This is a genomic window from Nocardioides sp. T5 (genome assembly GCF_048161455.1).
GTDB lineage: Bacteria > Actinomycetota > Actinomycetes > Propionibacteriales > Nocardioidaceae > Nocardioides.
In genome coordinates this window covers 903,044-918,890 of the sequence record NZ_CP182415.1, presented here as the reverse complement: position 1 = coordinate 918,890, position 15,847 = coordinate 903,044, and the positions used below count along the sequence as shown (strand labels likewise).

Here is a 15,847-nt window from a genome sequence, read left to right as displayed (position 1 = left end):
CACGGGGAGGTGCAGGGTGACCACGACACTCGTGGACATGGGTTCGCAGGGTGCAGGATCCGCCAAGGACGCCGACTTCTCGGCGTACATGTCGGCGCGCCAGCCGGCGCTCTACCGGACGGCGTACCTCCTGGCCGGCGACCACGCCGCAGCCGAGGACCTGCTCCAGACGGCCTTCGCCAAGCTCTACCTCTCCTGGGACCGGATCCGCGACCGCGAGGCGCTCGACGGCTACGTCCGCCGGATCATGGTCAACGAGAACAACTCGCTGTGGCGGCGGGCGTGGAAGCGGCGCGAGCACGCGACCGACACGATGCCCGAGACCGGGGCGCTCGACACGTACGACGACGGGATGGGCGGCGAGCTGTGGTCGTTCGTCCAGACCCTGCCGCCCAAGCAGCGCTCGGTCGTGGTGCTGCGCTACTACGAGCAGCTGAGCGAGGCCGAGATCGCCGACGTGCTCGGGATCTCCGTCGGCACCGTCAAGTCCCAGGCCAGCCGCGCGCTGGCCGCGCTGCGGGCCCGTGCGCCGCAGTCCCTCCACCCCCACCAGCCCGGAGACGATGCACGATGAGCCGAACTCCTCTCGAGGACCAGGTGCACGACGCGCTCCACCGCACCGCCGCACCCCTGCAGCGCGCACCCTTCACCGTCACCGACGTCCGGACCCGCGCCCGCCGCATCCAGCGCCGACGCACCGCCGTCGCCGGAGCCGCCGTCGCCGTCGTCCTCGCGATCGCGATCCCGGTCGGCGCGAGCATGGTCGGGCCCACTCCTCGCAGCGACGTCCCGCCCGCGACGCAGCCGCCGGCGCCCCGGATCACCGGGACGGTGCGCATCGACCCGCTCAGCGCACCGACGGGTCCCGACCTCGCCGTGCCCCTCATCAACGTCGACGACCCGAGCCTGGTCGTCGGCGGCGAGACCATCGACCTGCCGCGGCGCTACGACCAGCTGACGCCGTACGTCGAGGGCTGGATCGGCACCGCCCCCACTGACGACGGCGGCGGGCGCTCCGTGCAGGTCCTCGACCCCGACTTCCGGGTCCTCGACGCGGTCGCGCCGGCCAGCCCCATGGCCGTGTCGGCCGACGGCTCCCGCATCGCCTGGGCGAACCATGACGGGGTGCGCTGGACGCTCGTCGACCGGGACCGCGACGGGGACCGCGCGGAACGAACGACCTCCCTCGCACCCGGCCCCGCGGACGCCCGGGTCCGACCCGTCGGCTTCCTGCCCGGCGAGGCGATCCTCGTGGCCACGACCGATCCCGACACAGGTCAGGAGTCGGCGCTCGTCGTCACCCCCGACGGCAGCACCGCGCCGCTCTCCGCCGCCCTGGGAGTGGGCTCGTCGTCCGAGGTCACCGGCCTCTTCTCCGTCCAGACGGAGTTCACCGGAGACGGCTCCTGCTGGGAGGTCCGCGACGCCGGCGCAGACGGCGCCGAGGTCTGGCGGACGTGCGACTACTCGCTCCTGGGCTTCAGCCCGGACGGCCGGCACCTGCTCGGCTTCACCGACTACCTGACGCCAGAGGGCTCCCCCACGCTGGCGGTCCTCGACGCCGCGACCGGCGAACGGGTGGTCGACTTCGAGGTGGTCGGCTCCCGCACCGACGTCGTCGGCATCAACCCCGAGGTCGCGTGGGAGGACGCCACCACGGTCGTGGCCACGCTGGTGACCGGCGGGCGGCAGTACGTCGTACGCCTCGGGCTCGACGGCACGGTCGAGCGGGTCGGCGGCGAGGCGGTCGACCTCCGTCCGGGTCAGGTCGCGCTCAAGCTCGCCGCCCCCGGCGTCACCTCGGGCTGAGGAGGCTCACAAGCGCATCCGCGGGCTGGAGTAGCTCGCGACGACCGACTGGAGCAGCTCCTGCTGCACCTCGTCCGGCACCTTGGGGTCGAAGTTCAGCTGGACCTTCGTGACGTGGTTGTCCTCCCAGAGCGTGACGGCGTGCATCTCGTAGAACTTGTCCCTCGCCGTGTAGTAGCCGGAGGTGAGCCCGCCCATCAGGACGTCGTCCTGCTTCTCGTAGTTCGGCGGCTCCTGCCCGCGCTTCCAGAAGTACCTCTCGGCCTGCTTGGGCGTCAGCACGTCGCCACCCGTCGGGGACACGCTGAGCAGCGCGCCCCCGCTCTTCCCGTCCACGCGCCCGAGAGCGGTGTCGACGACCACGGAGTCGAAGGTCTGCTGCCACCCCTTGGGCACGTTGACCCGGATGTCGTCGACCTCGAGCCGCGGCCCGGACGCAGGCTCGACCGTCTCGGCCTCGGGGACGAGCAGCGGCTGGGTCGGGCTCGGGGTCAGGGTGTCCGTGGGGTCGTCGCTCGGGGACGTCGACGACGTCTCGGTCCCGGACGGGTCGGTCCCCCCGCCGTCGCTCCCGCACGCGCCCAGCGCCAGCACGGTCATGATCGAGACCGCCACCGCCGCGGTTCCGCGTCCGCCCATCGTCGTACCCCCGAGTCGTCGTCGCACGCCCAGACGGTAGCGGACCGCACCTGTTCCCCCGCTTTTCGCCGGGGGGCGAGGGCGTCTGTGAAAATGCCTCCGACAACGACGTTTCACCGCCGGGCACGGCGGGAATGGGGGACGCATGCTGACCGCTGCCGACGTAGGACTCGTGACCAACGTGATGAAGGGCATCAACGCGCCCGAGAGCCTCATCCAGAGGATCACCGCGCTGCTCACCAGCAACTCCGACGGACTCGTCGGCACGGAGGTCATGCCGGTCGGGACCGGTCACTTCGGCGGCTCCACCACCGGTCACCGACTGGGCGTCAACGCCCAGATGGCGCACCAGGAGGCCGTGGACGAGTTCCGGAAGCTCGCCGACTCCCTGCGCACCTACAGCGACGCCATCAAGCTCTGGGCCGACGAGGTCCGTGACGTCGACGGCAGCACCAACGCCGAGATGACGATGCGTGCGGCCGCGCTCGCCCAGGTCACCGACCACATCGACCAGGCGCGCGACCAGTCCTCGAGCACCACCATGGGTGACGGCCAGTACACCGAGCCCCCTGCCGCTGGGGACGGTGCCTGATGACCGACGGAGTCGAGCGCGCACGGCTGCGCACCTACCTCACCGGCGCCCAGCACGAGACGACCGACATGGCCGGGGACAACTGGAGGCAGTGCGGCTACCTCCTCGCCGAGACCGCCGCGGCGCTGCGCAAGGGAGCGTCCCAGATCCGCGACGGTGAGGGCGAGGGCCAGGACGGCGGGCTGTCGGGGATGATGGCCGACACCCTGCTGGCGGCCTTCGAGGCGTCCTCCACGAGCATGGAGGACAAGGGCACCCGTCTCGTCGGCGGAGGCGACGCCCTCAAGGACACGGCTCGCGTGATGAGCAACGCCAAGACCGCCGAGGCGGGCATGGCCGACCTCCAGCAGCCGCCGGCCTACACGGCGCCGACCCCGATGCCGGGCGTCCAGCCCACGCCGCAGGAGATCCAGGCCGAGGCCAACAAGCGGCAGGCAGCCAACCAGGAGATGGCGGCCTACAACACCGCCCGCGCGCAGCAGGAGGCCGCGGCCGCGCAGTGGACGCAGAAGCTCGACGCCGTCTTCCTCGGGTCGATCCCGCCGATGCAGGCGATCCACGGACAGCCCGACCCGACCGAGCCGCCGCCGTCCGTGCCGAGCAGCCCGACCGGCCCGTCGCTGCCGACGACGCCTTCCACCCCGGGCACGCCCAGCACCCCCGTCTCGACGCCTCCGAAGGATCCGACGGTGGGCAGGGAGCCGCAGTTCGACCTGGACAGGGACCCGCAGTTCGACCTGGACAGGGACCCGCAGTTCGACCTGGACAGGGATCCGGACCAGGACCCCGAGAGGCCCGAGAGGCCCGACCCGGTCGACCCGGAGAGGCCCGACCCGATCGACCCGCAGCCTCCGCGCCACCCGATCACCACGCCCACCCACCCGACACACCCGACCGAGGTCCAGGGCCCCACCAGCACGGTGACGGGCTCGTCGCAGAGCGGTGTCACCTACACCCCCTCCGCGGGTCAGGCTCCCGGTGCGGTGTCGACGGGCGGCGCAGCCGGCGGCGTGAACGCTGCGGCGATGGGCGCCGCAGGTGCCGCCGGCGGTGCCAGCGGCATGGCGGGCGGCATCCGTGCCGGCTCCGCTCCTGCCCCGACCGGCGGCTCTCCTGCCCGTCCGATCGGCGCGACCGGTCGCAGCGGCAGCGCGGGTGCGCTCTCGCGTCCCGCCGGTTCGACGGGCTCGGCCGCAGGGCGCGGCGCGTCGGCGGGCTCGCCCGCGCCTGCCCGCGGCGCGGGCTCGGCCTCGGCGCGTGGCGCGTCGGCGGGCTCGCCCGCCTCTGCCCGCGGCGCGGGGTCGGCCTCCGCCCGCGGTGCCGGTGCAGCAGGTGCCCGTGGCGCCGGCTCGGCAGGTGCGCGCGGTGCCGGTGCAGCAGGTGCCCGTGGCGCCGGCTCGGCCGGTGGTCGCGGCGCGGCCCAGGGCTCCGGCCGCGGATCGAGCGGTGCCCGCGGCGGTGCCGGCGGGGCCTCGGGTCGCGGCGGCCGCAAGGGTGAGCGTGACCAGACGACCGACCGCGACAGCCTCGTCTACGAGCAGGACTGGCTCGGTGACGACGACGTCGCCCCCGGAGTCCTCGACTGAGCGTCGTCTCGTTCGAGCGTTCGTGATGCAGGCCCCCGCTCTCGGGCGGGGGCCTTCCTCATCTCCGAGGCCGTCAGGCGACGACGGTCGTGATCGGCTGGGACGAGTCGGCCGGCAGGTCGAGCAGGGACGGCGTACGACCTCGGGCGACGAGCTCGGCCCCGAGGGCGGCGACCATGGCGCCGTTGTCGGTGCACAGGCCCGGCCGCGGGACGCGCACCCGGATGCCCTGCGCCGAGGCCCGCTCCTCGGCCATCGCGCGCAGCCGGCTGTTGGCGGCCACGCCGCCCCCGATGAGGATGTCCTCGATCCCGCGGCTCGTGGCTGCGTCGATCGCCTTGCGGGTCAGCACGTCACAGACCGCCTCCTGGAAGGACGCGGCGACGTCGGCGACGTCGATGGTGACGCCCTCACGCTGCTGCGTCTCGACCCAGCGGGCGACGGCGGTCTTGAGACCGGAGAACGAGAAGTCGAAGCGGTGCCGCTCGAGGTCGCGGCGGCTCGTGAGACCACGCGGGAAGTCGATGGCGACGCTGTTGCCGCTGCGCGCCTGCTTGTCGATGTGGGGTCCGCCGGGGAACGGCAGGCCGAGCAGCCGGGCGACCTTGTCGAAGGCCTCCCCCGCCGCGTCGTCGATGGTCGAACCCATGGGCTCGACGCCGACCGTGACGTCGGTGACCTCCAGCAGGCTCGAGTGGCCGCCGGAGACGAGCATGGCCAGGCACGGCTCGGGCAACGGGCCGTGCTCGAGCTGGTCGACCGCGACGTGGGCGGCGAGGTGGTTCACGCCGTAGATCGGCTTGCCCAGGCCGAGCGCCAGGGCCTTGGCGCTGGCCACGCCCACCAGCAGCGCGCCGGCCAGACCGGGGCCGCTGGTGACGGCGACGGCGTCGATGTCGCTCAGGGCGATGCCGGCCGTCTCCGCGGCACGCTCGATCGTCGGGACCATCGCCTCGAGGTGGGCGCGGCTGGCGACCTCGGGCACCACGCCGCCGAAGCGGGCGTGCTCCTCGACGCTGCTCGCGACCGTGTCGGCCAGGAGGGTGTGGCCGCGGACGATGCCGACCCCCGTCTCGTCGCAGGAGGTCTCGATCCCGAGGACCAGCGGCTCGTCAGTCATGGGCCGTCGCCGTGTGCTCGCGGGCGGCGCCCGGCAGCCAGCGGCACATCACCAGCGCCTCCGACCCGTCGCGGTAGTAGTGCGGGCGCACGTCGATGACGCTGAACTGCCGCGCCACGTAGAACCCGAGCGCGGAGGAGTTCGTCACGCTCACCTCCAGCAGCATCCGCGAGGCGCCCTCGGTGTCGACGAGCAGCTCGTCGAGCAGGCGCGAGGCGATGCCCGTGCGGCGCGCGTCCGGACGTACGCCGATGCGGAGCAGGTCGACGATGTCGCCCGCGGTCATCGTGACGGCATAGCCGGAGAGGTCGTCGGCGACGACGAAGCGACGCCCGAGTCCCTCGATCTCCTGGCGGATCAGCGCCTCGTTCCACGCGTCGGGGCCGAAGAGCTCCTGCTCGAGGGCGCTCAGGGCGGGGAGGTCGGCGAGCGTGGCGGGACGGATCAAGACACGGTCTTTCTGGGTGTGCCGGCGACCGCGTCGGGGCGCCGCAGGTAGAGGGGCTCGGGGTCCAGCAATTCTACGAGCTCGGCCGTGACGCCCGCAGCCAGCCAGCCCGCGCCCGGGCGGACGGGGGCGATCGCGTGCGGGAACGCCTCGGGGTAGAGCTCGGGCCCGGCGCCGGCCACGGGCGCGTCGGTCGCGACCTCGGCCGGACGCGTGACGACCGGGCCCTCGAGCCGTCGGCCGTCGGCGTCGTAGGAGGCCAGGTAGACCTCCTTGCGCCGGGCGTCGGTGGCGACGAGGAAGCTGCCGGGGGTCGTGCGCCTGCTGACGACCTCGAGGGCGACGGCGTCGAGGGAGCAGACCCCGTAGACGGGGATGTCGAGCACGAACCCGAGGGTGCGGGCCGTCACCACGCCGACCCGGAGTCCGGTGAACGGCCCCGGGCCGACCCCGACGGCGACGGCCGTGAGGTCCTGTCGTACGACGCCGGCCTCCTCCATGGCGCGGGCGATGAGCGGCGCGAGGTGCTCGCCGTGCTTCATCGGCTGCTCGGACGAGTGCTCGACGACCACCCGCTCGCCGTCGTGGAGGGCGACGGAGACCAGCGGGGTCGCGGTGTCGAAGGCGAGGAGCACGGCGTCGAGGCTACTGGCCGACGATCCAGCGCAGCGAAACCCGCCGCGGGTCGAGCTCGTCGGTGGCCGGCGCGTCGCCGACGGTGCGCTCGATGACGACCTCGAGGCGCGAGTCGGCCAGGCCCTCGGCCAGTCCCGCGCCCCACTCCACCACGGTCACGGCCGAGTCGAGGGAGGCGTCGAGATCGAGGTCGTCGAGCTCGTCGAGCCCGCCGAGCCGGTAGGCGTCGACGTGCACGAGGTCGGGCCCCTCGCCCAGGGCCGGGTGCACGCGGGCGATCACGAACGTCGGTGAGGTCACGCCGCCGCGCACGCCAAGGCCCTCGCCGAGGCCTTGGGTGAAGGTCGTCTTGCCGGCGCCCAGCTCACCCGTGAGCACCACCAGGTCACCGGCGACGAGGCCGGAGCCCACGCGGGCGCCGAGCGCGCGCATCGTCTCGGCGTCGGGGGCGTCGAACGTCGTGCCGAGCCACCGCGCGAGCTCGACGTAGGGGCTCGTGCCACCGGTGACGACGAAGTCGTGCGCCTCCCAGAAGGCGACGGTGCCGGGCAGCTCCTCGCGGGCGACGACGCGCACCGCCGAGCGCCCGGTGGCCGCCTCCACGGCCGCGTCCACCAGCGCGGAGGCCACTCCCCTGCCCTGCGCCGCGGGTGTCACGCCGAAGCGGCGCAGCACCAGCGCGTCGGGCGTGGGGTCGAGGACGACGCAGCCCACCGGCTTCCCGTCGAGGACGGCGAGCAGGCCGCCCCGCCGGGCCAGCAGCCGCCGGACGGAGTCGAGGTCCTCGCCGAGCGCATCGGCCGGCGGGTCCAGGACCGGCCGGGCGCCGAACGCCTCCTGCACCACCGCGAGGACGTCGGCGGCCGCCTCGGGACCGATCCGGCGTACGACGACGCTCACAGCAGGCCCTGGCCCTGGGCGAGGGAGATCAGGTCGTCGAGCTCGGCGGTGACCTGCTTGTGCCGCTCGAGCAGCACCATGTGGCCCGCGCCCTCGCACTCCAGCAGGCTCGAGCCCGGGATCCGGCTGTGCAGCTTGCGGCTGTGCCCGATGGAGGTGATCTTGTCCTCGGTCCCGCAGATGATCGACGTCGGCACGCGACCGAGCGGCTCGAGGTGGTCGAAGTGGTCGAGGGTCGCGAAGGCGGGGTAGAAGTCGGCGACCACCGCGAACGGCGTCGCGTCGAGCATCGAGAAGACGAACTCGACGTGCGAGGCGGGGACAGGGTCGGTGCCGAACGCGTAGCGGTCGGTGACGACGTCGGCGACGGCGTGGCCCCACCCGCGAGCGAGGTCGACGATCCTGTGGCCGCGGTCGAGGGTGCGCACGGCCCGACCGAGGAAGCGGCCGCCGAGGCCGAGGGGCAGCATCGGGAACAGGATGCGGCCCGGGTCGAGGCCGCCGGCCGTGGTGGACATCAGGGCAGCACCGACCACCGTGTCGCCGAACAGCTCGGGGTAGTGCTCGGCAAGCGAGATGACGCTCATCCCGCCCATCGAGTGACCGACGACGACGCAGCGTCCGGGGACCGTGTGCTCGATGACGCGGCGCAGGTCGTGACCGAGCTGCTCGAGCGTGCAGTGCTCCTCGTCGGAGCGCGCGGAGCGCCCGTGGCTGCGCTGGTCGTAGAAGACCGTGCGGACCTGGCCGCGGTAGGCGGCACGCTGGAAGTGCCAGGAGTCGAGGTTGAGCGAGTAGCCGTGCACGAAGACGACCGTCAGGTCGTCGTCGGTCGCGGGCACCCCGCCGAAGTCCTCGGGCTCGTCGATCTCGACGTGCAGGTCGACCGCGTCGTCGGCGACGACCACCCGCGGCGCGCTGTGGAGCTCGCCGAACCCCACCTCCTCGCCGGCGACACGGTTGCCGATGACGCGGTTCTGGCGCGCGATGCCCACGGCGCCGGCAGCAGCGGCCAGGCCGGCTGCGCCCACGACGGTGCCGAAGATGCGGCCCTTGATGCTCAACGGGTGGTCCTCACGGAGTCCTCGGTGTCGGTATCGGTGTCGGTGTCGACGTGGCGGCGGGTCAGCCGCCCGCCGACCCGGGTCACGATCTCGTAGCTGATCGTGTCGACGGCGTCGGCCCAGTCCTGGGCGGTGGGCTCGCCGAGGTCGCCCGGGCCGAAGAGGACGACCTCGGTCCCGGCCGGCGGCAGCTCACCGTGGAGCTCGACGACGAGCTGGTCCATGCACACCCGCCCGCGGATCGGTCGCTGCGAGTCGTCGACCCAGACGTGGGCGGTGTTGCCCGCGGCCCGTGGGACACCCTCGCCGTAGCCGACCGGCACGACGCCGACGGTGGTGTCCTCGTCGGCGTACCAGGTGTGCCCGTAGGAGACGCCCTCCCCGGCCTGCACGACCTTGCTCATCACCAGGCGTGCGCGCACGGTCATGGCGGGCCGCAGGCCGACGCGGGGGCTGGTGCCGGGCGCCGGGTCGAGGCCGTAGGTCGCGATGCCGCAGCGGACGAGGTCGAAGTGCGACGAGGGCCGCAGGAGCGTCGCGGCGGAGTTGGCGAGGTGGGTGACGTCGGGATCGAGCCCGGCCGCGTCGGCCAGGGCAAGCGCCTCGCGGAAGGCCGCCTCCTGGGCGTCGTTGGCCGGGTGGGCGGGCTCGTCGCTGGCGGCGAAGTGGGACCAGATGCCGGTGACGGTGATCCGCCCCTGCCGCTCGAGGTCTCTCGCGACCGCGAAGAGGTGCTCCCACTCCGAGCGGGACGCTCCCCCGCGGGAGAGGCCGGTGTCGACCTTGAGCTGCACCCGGGCGGGGCCGACCGCGGCGATCTCCTCGAGCTCGGCCACGGAGTAGGCGGTCAGCTCGATCCCGGCCGCGACCGCGGCGGCGAAGTCGTCGCCGGGGGCGCTCAGCCAGCAGAGCAGGTGGCCGTGGTCGCCGGCGGCCCGCAGGAGGAGTGCCTCCTCGATGGTGGCCACCCCGAGCCAGTCGGCGCCGGCGTCGCGGGCGGCGGCGGCCACCTCGACCATGCCGTGCCCGTAGCCGTCGGCCTTGACGACCGCCATCAGCTGGACGGGACCGTCGACGCTCACGAGGTCCTTGAGGATGCGGACGTTGTGCCGCACGGCAGCGAGGTCGACCACGATCTCGGCGCGTGCGGGGCCGGGATCGCTCATGCGTGCGATCATCCCAAACCTCTGAGCGTGTCGCGCACCAGCCGCGGGATCTGGACCGCGACCCGGCCCGCGGTCAGCGGTCCACCACCGGCCGCCTGGGTGGCGGCAGCCCCGTGCAGCCACGACCCGACGGACGCGGCGTCGTAGGGCGTGAGCCCCGCTGCCAGCAGGGCGCCGACCAGTCCGGCGAGCACGTCGCCGGCGCCGGCGGTGGCCAGCCACGGCACCCCGGTGGTGGTCACGCGCACCCGTCCGTCGGGGTCCGCGACGAGCGTGTGGTGGCCCTTGAGCAGCACGACGCAGCCGAAGCGCTCCGCCGCGGCGCGGGCGTGTGCCAGCGGCGAGGCCTCGACCTCCTCGCGCTCAGCCCCGAGCATCGCGGCCAGCTCGCCGGCGTGGGGGGTCAGCACGCAGCCGGGGACCGGGCCGTCCACGTGGCGCAGGGCGTCGGCATCGACAACGACGGGTACGTCGTCGGCGCGGGCCTCGGCGAGCATCGCGCCGGCGTCGTCACCGCCGCCGGGGCCCACCACCCAGGCCTGGACCCGGCCGGCGCCGACCACCTCGGGGTGCGCACTGCGGACGGTGTCGGCGATCGCCTCCGGACCTACGTAGCGCACCATCCCGGCCAGGCCGCCGTTGGCTCCCGCCACGGCGAGCAGCGCAGCGCCCGGGTAGGTGCCCGAGCCTGCGCGGACGCCGACGACACCGCGGGTGTACTTGTGGGCGACGTCGTCGGGTCGCGGCAGCAGGTCACGCACGTCGGCGGGCTGGAGCGCCTCGACGGCCGGCGGGCCGAGGTCGGTGGCGTCGAGGCCCAGGTCGACGAGGTGCACGGCGCCGCTGGCGAGGGCCGCGGGGTCGACGAGGTGGGCGACCTTGTGGGTGCCGAAGGTGACCGTCAGGTCGGCGCGGACGTGCGGTCCGTCGACGGTGCCGCCGTCGACGTCGACTCCGGACGGCACGTCGACCGCCACCACGGGTACCTCGGGGAACCGCTCCAGCGCCGCGACCGCGTCGGGGCGGAGTCCGGGGCGACCGCCGATGCCGACGATGCCGTCGACCAGCACGTCCGGCTCGGAGGACAGGGCATCGAGGTCACGGACTGCGCGCCCTCCGGCACGCTCGAGCGCGGCGAGGCCGGCCGGGTGCACGCGATCAGCGAGGAGCAGCGCCTCGACCGCGGCGCCCCGGGCAGCGAGTCGCGCACCCGCCCACAGCGCGTCACCGCCGTTGTCGCCGGGTCCGACGAGCAGCAGCACCCGCCGGCCGTAGCCACCACCGAGCAGGTCGAGCACCGCGGCGGCCAGGCCTGCGGCGGCGCGCTGCATCAGGGCGCCCTCGGACAGGCGGGCCATCACGGCCGCCTCGGCTCGGCGTACGTCCTCGACGAGGTGCGCGCGCAGCATGGCCTAGGACTCCAGGACCACGACGGCGGAGGCGATGCCGGCGTCGTGGGACAGGGACACGTGGACGTGGGCGACCCCCAGCGCATCCGCGCGGGCGGCCACCGTCCCGCGGATCTCGAACCGCGGACGCCCGGTCTCCTCCGAGACGATCTCGGCGTCGTGCCACGCCATCCCGACGGGCGCCCCGAGCGCCTTGGCCATCGCCTCCTTCGCAGCGAAGCGCGCAGCCAGTGAGGCCGGTGGGCGCGACGCCTCGTCGTCGGTGAACAGCCGCCCTCGCAGGGACGGGGTGCGCTCGAGGGCCTGGACGAAGCGGTCGATGTCGACCACGTCGATGCCGACGCCGATGACCGGCATGTGCTTCGCCGGCCTTACTCGACCGTGACGGACTTGGCGAGGTTGCGCGGCTGGTCGACGTCGTGGCCGAGCTGGGTGGCCAGCTCGCACGCGAACAGCTGCAGCGGCACGACGGCGACGAGGGGCTGCAGCAGCACCGGCACCCGGGGCAGCGTGATCAGCTCGTCGGCGTACGGCTCGATCGTCGTGTCGCCCTCCTCGGCCAGGCACAGGGTGCGCGCGCCGCGGGCCCGCACCTCCTGGATGCCGCTGAGCATCTTGTCGTGGAGCTGGTCACGTCCGCGGGGCGGCACCACGCACAGGATCGGCAACCCCTCCTCCACCAGGGCGATGGGCCCGTGCTTGAGCTCGCCGGCCGCGAAGCCCTCGGCGTGGAGGTAGGCGATCTCCTTGAGCTTCAGCGCGCCCTCGAGCGCCACCGGGTAGCCGGCGTGACGGCCGAGGAAGAGCACCGAGCGGTTGTCGACGTGGTCGCGCGCGAGGGCGTACACCTGCTCGGCCTTGCCGAGGACCGTCTCGACGTGCCCGGGCATCTCCTCGAGCTGGTCCATGACCTCGGCGATCTCGTCGCCGTAGCGGGTGCCCTTGACCTGCGCGAGGTAGAGCGCGAGGAGGTAGCAGGCGACGAGCTGGGTGAGGAAGCCCTTGGTGGACGCCACGCCGATCTCGGGCCCGGCATGCGTGTAGATCACGCCGTCGGACTCGCGCGGGATCGTCGAGCCGTTGGTGTTGCAGATGGCGAGCACCTTCGAGCGCTGCACCCGGGCGTGGCGGATCGCCTGCAGGGTGTCGGCGGTCTCGCCGGACTGGCTGATCGCCACGACGAGCGTCGAGGCGGTGAGGATGGGGTCGCGGTAGCGGAACTCGCTGGCGAGCTCGACCTCCACCGGGATGCGGCACCAGTGCTCGATGGCGTACTTGGCCACCATGCCGGCGTAGAACGACGTACCGGCAGCGATGATGATGATCTTGTCGATGTCGCGCAGGTCCTGGTCGGACAGGCGCATCTCGTCGAGCTGCAGCAGGCCGTCGGTGCCGCGGCGACCGAGCAGCGAGTCGGCGACGGCGCGCGGCTGCTCGAAGATCTCCTTGCGCATGAACCAGTCGTGACCGTCCTTCTCGGCGGCCGAGAGGTCCCAGTCGACGTGGTAGCGCCGGCCCTCGGCGGGCGTGCCGTCGAAGCCCGAGACGCTGACGCCCTCGCGGGTGATGGTGACGACCTGGTCCTGGTCGAGCTCCATCGCCTCGCGGGTGTGCTCTATGAAGGCCGCGACGTCGGAGCCGAGGAAGTTCTCGCCCTCGCCGATGCCGACCACGAGGGGTGAGTTGCGGCGGGCCGCGACGACCCGGTCCGGGTCCTGCGAGTCGACGGCGACGAGCGTGAAGGCGCCCTCGAGGCCGCGGCAGACGTTCTGCATAGCGACCGTCAGGTCGACGCCGGTCTCGAGCTGCTCCTCGAGCAGGTGGGCGGCGATCTCGGTGTCGGTGTCGGAGGCCATCTCGACGCCCTCGGACTCCAGGCGGGCGCGCAGCTCGGCGAAGTTCTCGATGATGCCGTTGTGCACCAGCGCCACCCGGCGCGCGCGGCCGAGGTGGGGGTGGGCGTTGCGGTCGGTCGGCGGGCCGTGGGTGGCCCAGCGGGTGTGGCCGATGCCGGTGGTGACCTGTGGCAGCGGGGAGTCGGCGATGGCCTTCTCGAGGTTGGCCAGCTTGCCGGCGCGCTTGTCCGACACGATCGTGCCGCCGTCGACGAGGGCGATGCCGGCGGAGTCGTATCCGCGGTACTCCAGGCGCCTGAGGCCTTCGATCACGACGCCTTCAGCCGGTTTGGCACCTACGTACCCGACGATTCCACACATGGCCGGGGAGTCTATCGGCAGGCCGCTGCACGGCTGCGCCCCCGTGCGGTGCCACAATCGCACCCATGTCCGAGGTCGCACCGCCCTCCAACGGTGGCGAGACCTCCCCCTACGTCGAGCTCGAGCGGGCGGCGTGGGCGCAGCTGGCCGGCACGGCCGAGACGACGCTGACGCGCGACGAGGTCGCCCGGCTCCGGGGCCTCGGCGACCAGCTCGACCTGCGGGAGATCGAGCAGGTCTACCTCCCGCTCTCCCGCCTGCTGAGCCTCTACGTCGCGGCCAACTCCCGGCTCCACCGCGAGCAGGAGGAGTTCCTGCACCGCGTCACCCCGCCGCGTACGCCGTTCGTGATCGGCCTCGCGGGCTCCGTCGCGGTCGGCAAGTCGACCACCGCGCGCGTCCTGCAGCAGATGCTCGCCCACTGGCCCGAGCACCCCAACGTCGCCCTGGTGACGACCGACGGCTTCCTGCTGCCCAACGCCGAGCTCGAGCGCCGCGGCATCCTGCACCGCAAGGGCTTCCCGGAGTCCTACGACCGCCGGGCGCTGCTCAAGTTCGTCATCGACATCAAGTCGGGCCGCGACGAGGTCGAGGCGCCGATCTACTCGCACCTCGTCTACGACGTCCTCCCCGACGAGAAGGTCGTGGTCAAGCGCCCGGACATCGTGATCGTCGAGGGCCTCAACGTCCTCCAGCCCGCCCGCATGCGCGACGACGGTCGCACCGGCCTCGCGGTCAGCGACTTCTTCGACTTCTCCGTCTACGTCGACGCCGCGCTGACCGACATCAAGCGCTGGTACGTCGACCGCTTCCTGCGCCTGCGCGAGACCGCCTTCCGCGACCCGGCGTCGTACTTCCGCAAGTACGCCGCACTCTCCCACGACGAGGCCGTCGACCAGGCCACCCGCATCTGGGACTCCATCAACGAGCCCAACCTCGTGCAGAACGTCGCCCCCACCCGTTCCCGCGCCAACCTGGTCCTCCGCAAGGACGCCGACCACTCCGTGCGCTACGTGCGCCTGCGCAAGCTCTGAGCCCCGGCCCCGGGACGTCATGGAAATCCGGTCGTCCCCTCCACCACCACCCATGACGTCCGCGTCGACGTCATGGCGCCCGGTCGTCCCCGCAGCCGCCACCCATGACGTACGACGTCGTCACGCCGCGCCGCACCACCCGCCGGCGCGGAGCCCGCGGTCGATCTGGTCGAAGAACTCGTCGGCGGCGACCCGCAAGCCGAGGAGGGGAAGCCGGAGAACGGTCGCACGACCGAGACTGACCTCGTTCTGGCGAAGCGCGTCAGGGACCACCGAGGTCGCCCAGGAGTGGTGGATGCCGTCGATCTCGACGACCAGGCCGAAGTCGTCCCAGATGACGTCGAGGTAGTAGCGGCCGTCCTTGCCCCTGCGCACGCGCTGACGGCTGGGCTCGGGGAGACCGCGACGACGACACTGTCTCGCGAAGTCGAGCTCTCCGAGTGACCGGACGCCCCCGATGAGATCAGTCACGACGGCGTGCATCAGGCGGCGGCGACGATCCCGCCGGACGGTCAACAGTGCCCGACCGATGAGTTCGGGCGTCGTCATCCCTTGCTGCACGGGCATGGTCAGCAGGAGCGCCGCCTGCTTGTCGCTCGCCGCCCACATCGCCGCCCGGACTGCGGCGACCGGCACGCGGGTGCGCGGCACTCCTGTCACCACGCGCTCGGCGGCGGACCAGCGCCGCGTCCGGCGGATGTCGAGGCCCGTCGCCCGCAGCGGCTTCACCCCACGCGGCACGGAGACCCGGAGCACCGAGACCCGGTAGTTCTGCAGCCCCGACGCGACCAGCGACGCCTCGCCGTCGAGCATTGCCCGGTCGCCTCCTTCGAAGACGGCTGCCCACTGCCGGCCCCGCGCGGACACCTCCCCGGTGTGCACGCAAACAGACCGGGTCCAGACCCGTTGCCAGCGGCGCGCGGCGATCTGTGCCCGAAGCTCGCCACGGGTCAGCCCCGCGGCGTACGCCTGCGCACGCGAGACGACGCCTCCTTGCGTGTCAGCGAGGTCGGACACCGCGTCGAGGATGTTGCGGCGGTCCTGCACGGTGTGGCGCTTGTTCTCCTTCGTCTCCATCGGACGAGCGTGCGCGTGATGGCCGGCAACGGGCACCCAGGCAGGAGCCGGCCTGTGGACGGAGCACTGCCTCGCCTGCCTGTGGACACTGCACGGCTCGTCACCCGTGGCGCTCAGGCACGGATGCGCGGGCACCAGCGCGTGACGTCAT

Annotated in this window: 16 protein-coding genes; 5 read left to right on the top strand and 11 right to left on the bottom strand. The window is 73.1% G+C overall.

Annotated elements, in window-relative coordinates; translation table 11 throughout:
* The first annotated feature begins 16 nt into the window (after positions 1 to 16).
* A complete protein-coding gene (locus tag ACNKF0_RS04425) occupies positions 17 to 574 on the top strand; it encodes a SigE family RNA polymerase sigma factor (RefSeq protein ID WP_416956084.1) in 558 nt (185 codons plus the stop codon).
* Complete coding sequence (locus ACNKF0_RS04420; protein ID WP_416956082.1) at positions 571 to 1,809, top strand: hypothetical protein; 1,239 nt, start codon at positions 571 to 573, stop codon at positions 1,807 to 1,809. The genes ACNKF0_RS04425 and ACNKF0_RS04420 overlap by 4 nt, the downstream gene beginning before the upstream one ends.
* Positions 1,810 to 1,815: 6 nt before the next feature.
* On the opposite strand, the gene ACNKF0_RS04415 is transcribed toward ACNKF0_RS04420, so the two are convergent.
* Positions 1,816 to 2,475 carry a hypothetical protein gene (locus ACNKF0_RS04415; protein ID WP_416956080.1) on the bottom strand — a complete coding sequence of 220 codons (660 nt, stop codon included), beginning with the start codon at positions 2,473 to 2,475 and terminating at the stop codon, positions 1,816 to 1,818.
* Between the two features lie 118 nt (positions 2,476 to 2,593).
* Between ACNKF0_RS04415 and ACNKF0_RS04410 the strand changes: the two genes are divergently transcribed.
* Both ACNKF0_RS04410 and ACNKF0_RS04405 read left to right on the top strand, forming a co-directional pair.
* Positions 2,594 to 3,040 carry a hypothetical protein gene (locus tag ACNKF0_RS04410; RefSeq protein WP_416956078.1) on the top strand — a complete coding sequence of 149 codons (447 nt, stop codon included), beginning with the start codon at positions 2,594 to 2,596 and terminating at the stop codon, positions 3,038 to 3,040.
* Positions 3,040 to 4,626, top strand: coding sequence for a hypothetical protein (locus ACNKF0_RS04405; RefSeq protein ID WP_416956076.1), 1,587 nt, complete (start codon positions 3,040 to 3,042; stop codon positions 4,624 to 4,626). The genes ACNKF0_RS04410 and ACNKF0_RS04405 overlap by 1 nt, the downstream gene beginning before the upstream one ends.
* 73 nt (positions 4,627 to 4,699) lie before the next feature.
* Here the strand turns inward: ACNKF0_RS04405 and tsaD are convergent, their stop codons facing one another.
* From tsaD to glmS, 9 genes are read right to left on the bottom strand one after another with little or no spacing between them, the layout of a single operon-like run.
* Positions 4,700 to 5,746 carry a tRNA (adenosine(37)-N6)-threonylcarbamoyltransferase complex transferase subunit TsaD gene (gene tsaD / locus ACNKF0_RS04400; protein ID WP_416956074.1) on the bottom strand — a complete coding sequence of 349 codons (1,047 nt, stop codon included), beginning with the start codon at positions 5,744 to 5,746 and terminating at the stop codon, positions 4,700 to 4,702.
* Entirely contained in the window at positions 5,739 to 6,194 is a 456-nt protein-coding gene (locus ACNKF0_RS04395; protein ID WP_299922564.1) for a GNAT family N-acetyltransferase, read from the bottom strand. Before ACNKF0_RS04395 ends, tsaD begins: the two co-directional genes overlap by 8 nt.
* Positions 6,191 to 6,829 (bottom strand): tRNA (adenosine(37)-N6)-threonylcarbamoyltransferase complex dimerization subunit type 1 TsaB, encoded by a 639-nt coding sequence (tsaB, locus tag ACNKF0_RS04390; RefSeq protein WP_416956072.1) that lies wholly within the window; start codon positions 6,827 to 6,829, stop codon positions 6,191 to 6,193. Before tsaB ends, ACNKF0_RS04395 begins: the two co-directional genes overlap by 4 nt.
* 10 nt (positions 6,830 to 6,839) lie before the next feature.
* The gene (gene tsaE / locus ACNKF0_RS04385; protein ID WP_416956070.1) at positions 6,840 to 7,730 is read right to left on the bottom strand and encodes a tRNA (adenosine(37)-N6)-threonylcarbamoyltransferase complex ATPase subunit type 1 TsaE; all 891 of its coding nucleotides are present in this window, start codon (positions 7,728 to 7,730) and stop codon (positions 6,840 to 6,842) included.
* Complete coding sequence (locus ACNKF0_RS04380; protein ID WP_299922570.1) at positions 7,727 to 8,794, bottom strand: alpha/beta fold hydrolase; 1,068 nt, start codon at positions 8,792 to 8,794, stop codon at positions 7,727 to 7,729. The genes tsaE and ACNKF0_RS04380 overlap by 4 nt, the downstream gene beginning before the upstream one ends.
* The gene (gene alr / locus ACNKF0_RS04375; protein WP_416956067.1) at positions 8,791 to 9,960 is read right to left on the bottom strand and encodes an alanine racemase; all 1,170 of its coding nucleotides are present in this window, start codon (positions 9,958 to 9,960) and stop codon (positions 8,791 to 8,793) included. Before alr ends, ACNKF0_RS04380 begins: the two co-directional genes overlap by 4 nt.
* A gap of 8 nt (positions 9,961 to 9,968) precedes the next feature.
* The gene (locus ACNKF0_RS04370; RefSeq protein WP_416956065.1) at positions 9,969 to 11,369 is read right to left on the bottom strand and encodes an NAD(P)H-hydrate dehydratase; all 1,401 of its coding nucleotides are present in this window, start codon (positions 11,367 to 11,369) and stop codon (positions 9,969 to 9,971) included.
* Positions 11,370 to 11,372: 3 nt separating this feature from the next.
* Positions 11,373 to 11,726 (bottom strand): holo-ACP synthase, encoded by a 354-nt coding sequence (locus ACNKF0_RS04365; protein WP_416956063.1) that lies wholly within the window; start codon positions 11,724 to 11,726, stop codon positions 11,373 to 11,375.
* Between the two features lie 14 nt (positions 11,727 to 11,740).
* Positions 11,741 to 13,585, bottom strand: a complete 1,845-nt coding sequence (gene glmS, locus ACNKF0_RS04360) for a glutamine--fructose-6-phosphate transaminase (isomerizing) (protein WP_416956061.1) — start codon at positions 13,583 to 13,585, stop codon at positions 11,741 to 11,743.
* A gap of 65 nt (positions 13,586 to 13,650) precedes the next feature.
* On the opposite strand from glmS, the gene coaA reads away from it, so the two are divergent.
* A complete protein-coding gene (gene coaA, locus ACNKF0_RS04355; protein ID WP_416956059.1) occupies positions 13,651 to 14,619 on the top strand; it encodes a type I pantothenate kinase in 969 nt (322 codons plus the stop codon).
* A gap of 120 nt (positions 14,620 to 14,739) precedes the next feature.
* Here coaA and ACNKF0_RS04350 read toward each other — a convergent pair whose 3' ends face one another.
* The gene (locus ACNKF0_RS04350; RefSeq protein WP_416956057.1) at positions 14,740 to 15,696 is read right to left on the bottom strand and encodes a hypothetical protein; all 957 of its coding nucleotides are present in this window, start codon (positions 15,694 to 15,696) and stop codon (positions 14,740 to 14,742) included.
* Positions 15,697 to 15,847 lie beyond the last annotated feature (151 nt).

Excerpts from the sequence above, each read along its gene's own strand:
- ACNKF0_RS04420 (WP_416956082.1), top strand. The coding sequence starts at position 571 with ATGAGCCGAACTCCTCTCGAGGACCAGGTGCACGACGCGCTCCACCGC.
- ACNKF0_RS04410 (WP_416956078.1), top strand. The coding sequence starts at position 2,594 with ATGCTGACCGCTGCCGACGTAGGACTCGTGACCAACGTGATGAAGGGC.
- ACNKF0_RS04405 (WP_416956076.1), top strand. The coding sequence starts at position 3,040 with ATGACCGACGGAGTCGAGCGCGCACGGCTGCGCACCTACCTCACCGGC.
- tsaD (WP_416956074.1), bottom strand. The coding sequence starts at position 5,746 with ATGACTGACGAGCCGCTGGTCCTCGGGATCGAGACCTCCTGCGACGAG.
- alr (WP_416956067.1), bottom strand. The coding sequence starts at position 9,960 with ATGAGCGATCCCGGCCCCGCACGCGCCGAGATCGTGGTCGACCTCGCT.
- ACNKF0_RS04370 (WP_416956065.1), bottom strand. The coding sequence starts at position 11,369 with ATGCTGCGCGCGCACCTCGTCGAGGACGTACGCCGAGCCGAGGCGGCC.
- ACNKF0_RS04365 (WP_416956063.1), bottom strand. The coding sequence starts at position 11,726 with ATGCCGGTCATCGGCGTCGGCATCGACGTGGTCGACATCGACCGCTTC.
- glmS (WP_416956061.1), bottom strand. The coding sequence starts at position 13,585 with ATGTGTGGAATCGTCGGGTACGTAGGTGCCAAACCGGCTGAAGGCGTC.
- coaA (WP_416956059.1), top strand. The coding sequence starts at position 13,651 with ATGTCCGAGGTCGCACCGCCCTCCAACGGTGGCGAGACCTCCCCCTAC.
- ACNKF0_RS04350 (WP_416956057.1), bottom strand. The coding sequence starts at position 15,696 with ATGGAGACGAAGGAGAACAAGCGCCACACCGTGCAGGACCGCCGCAAC.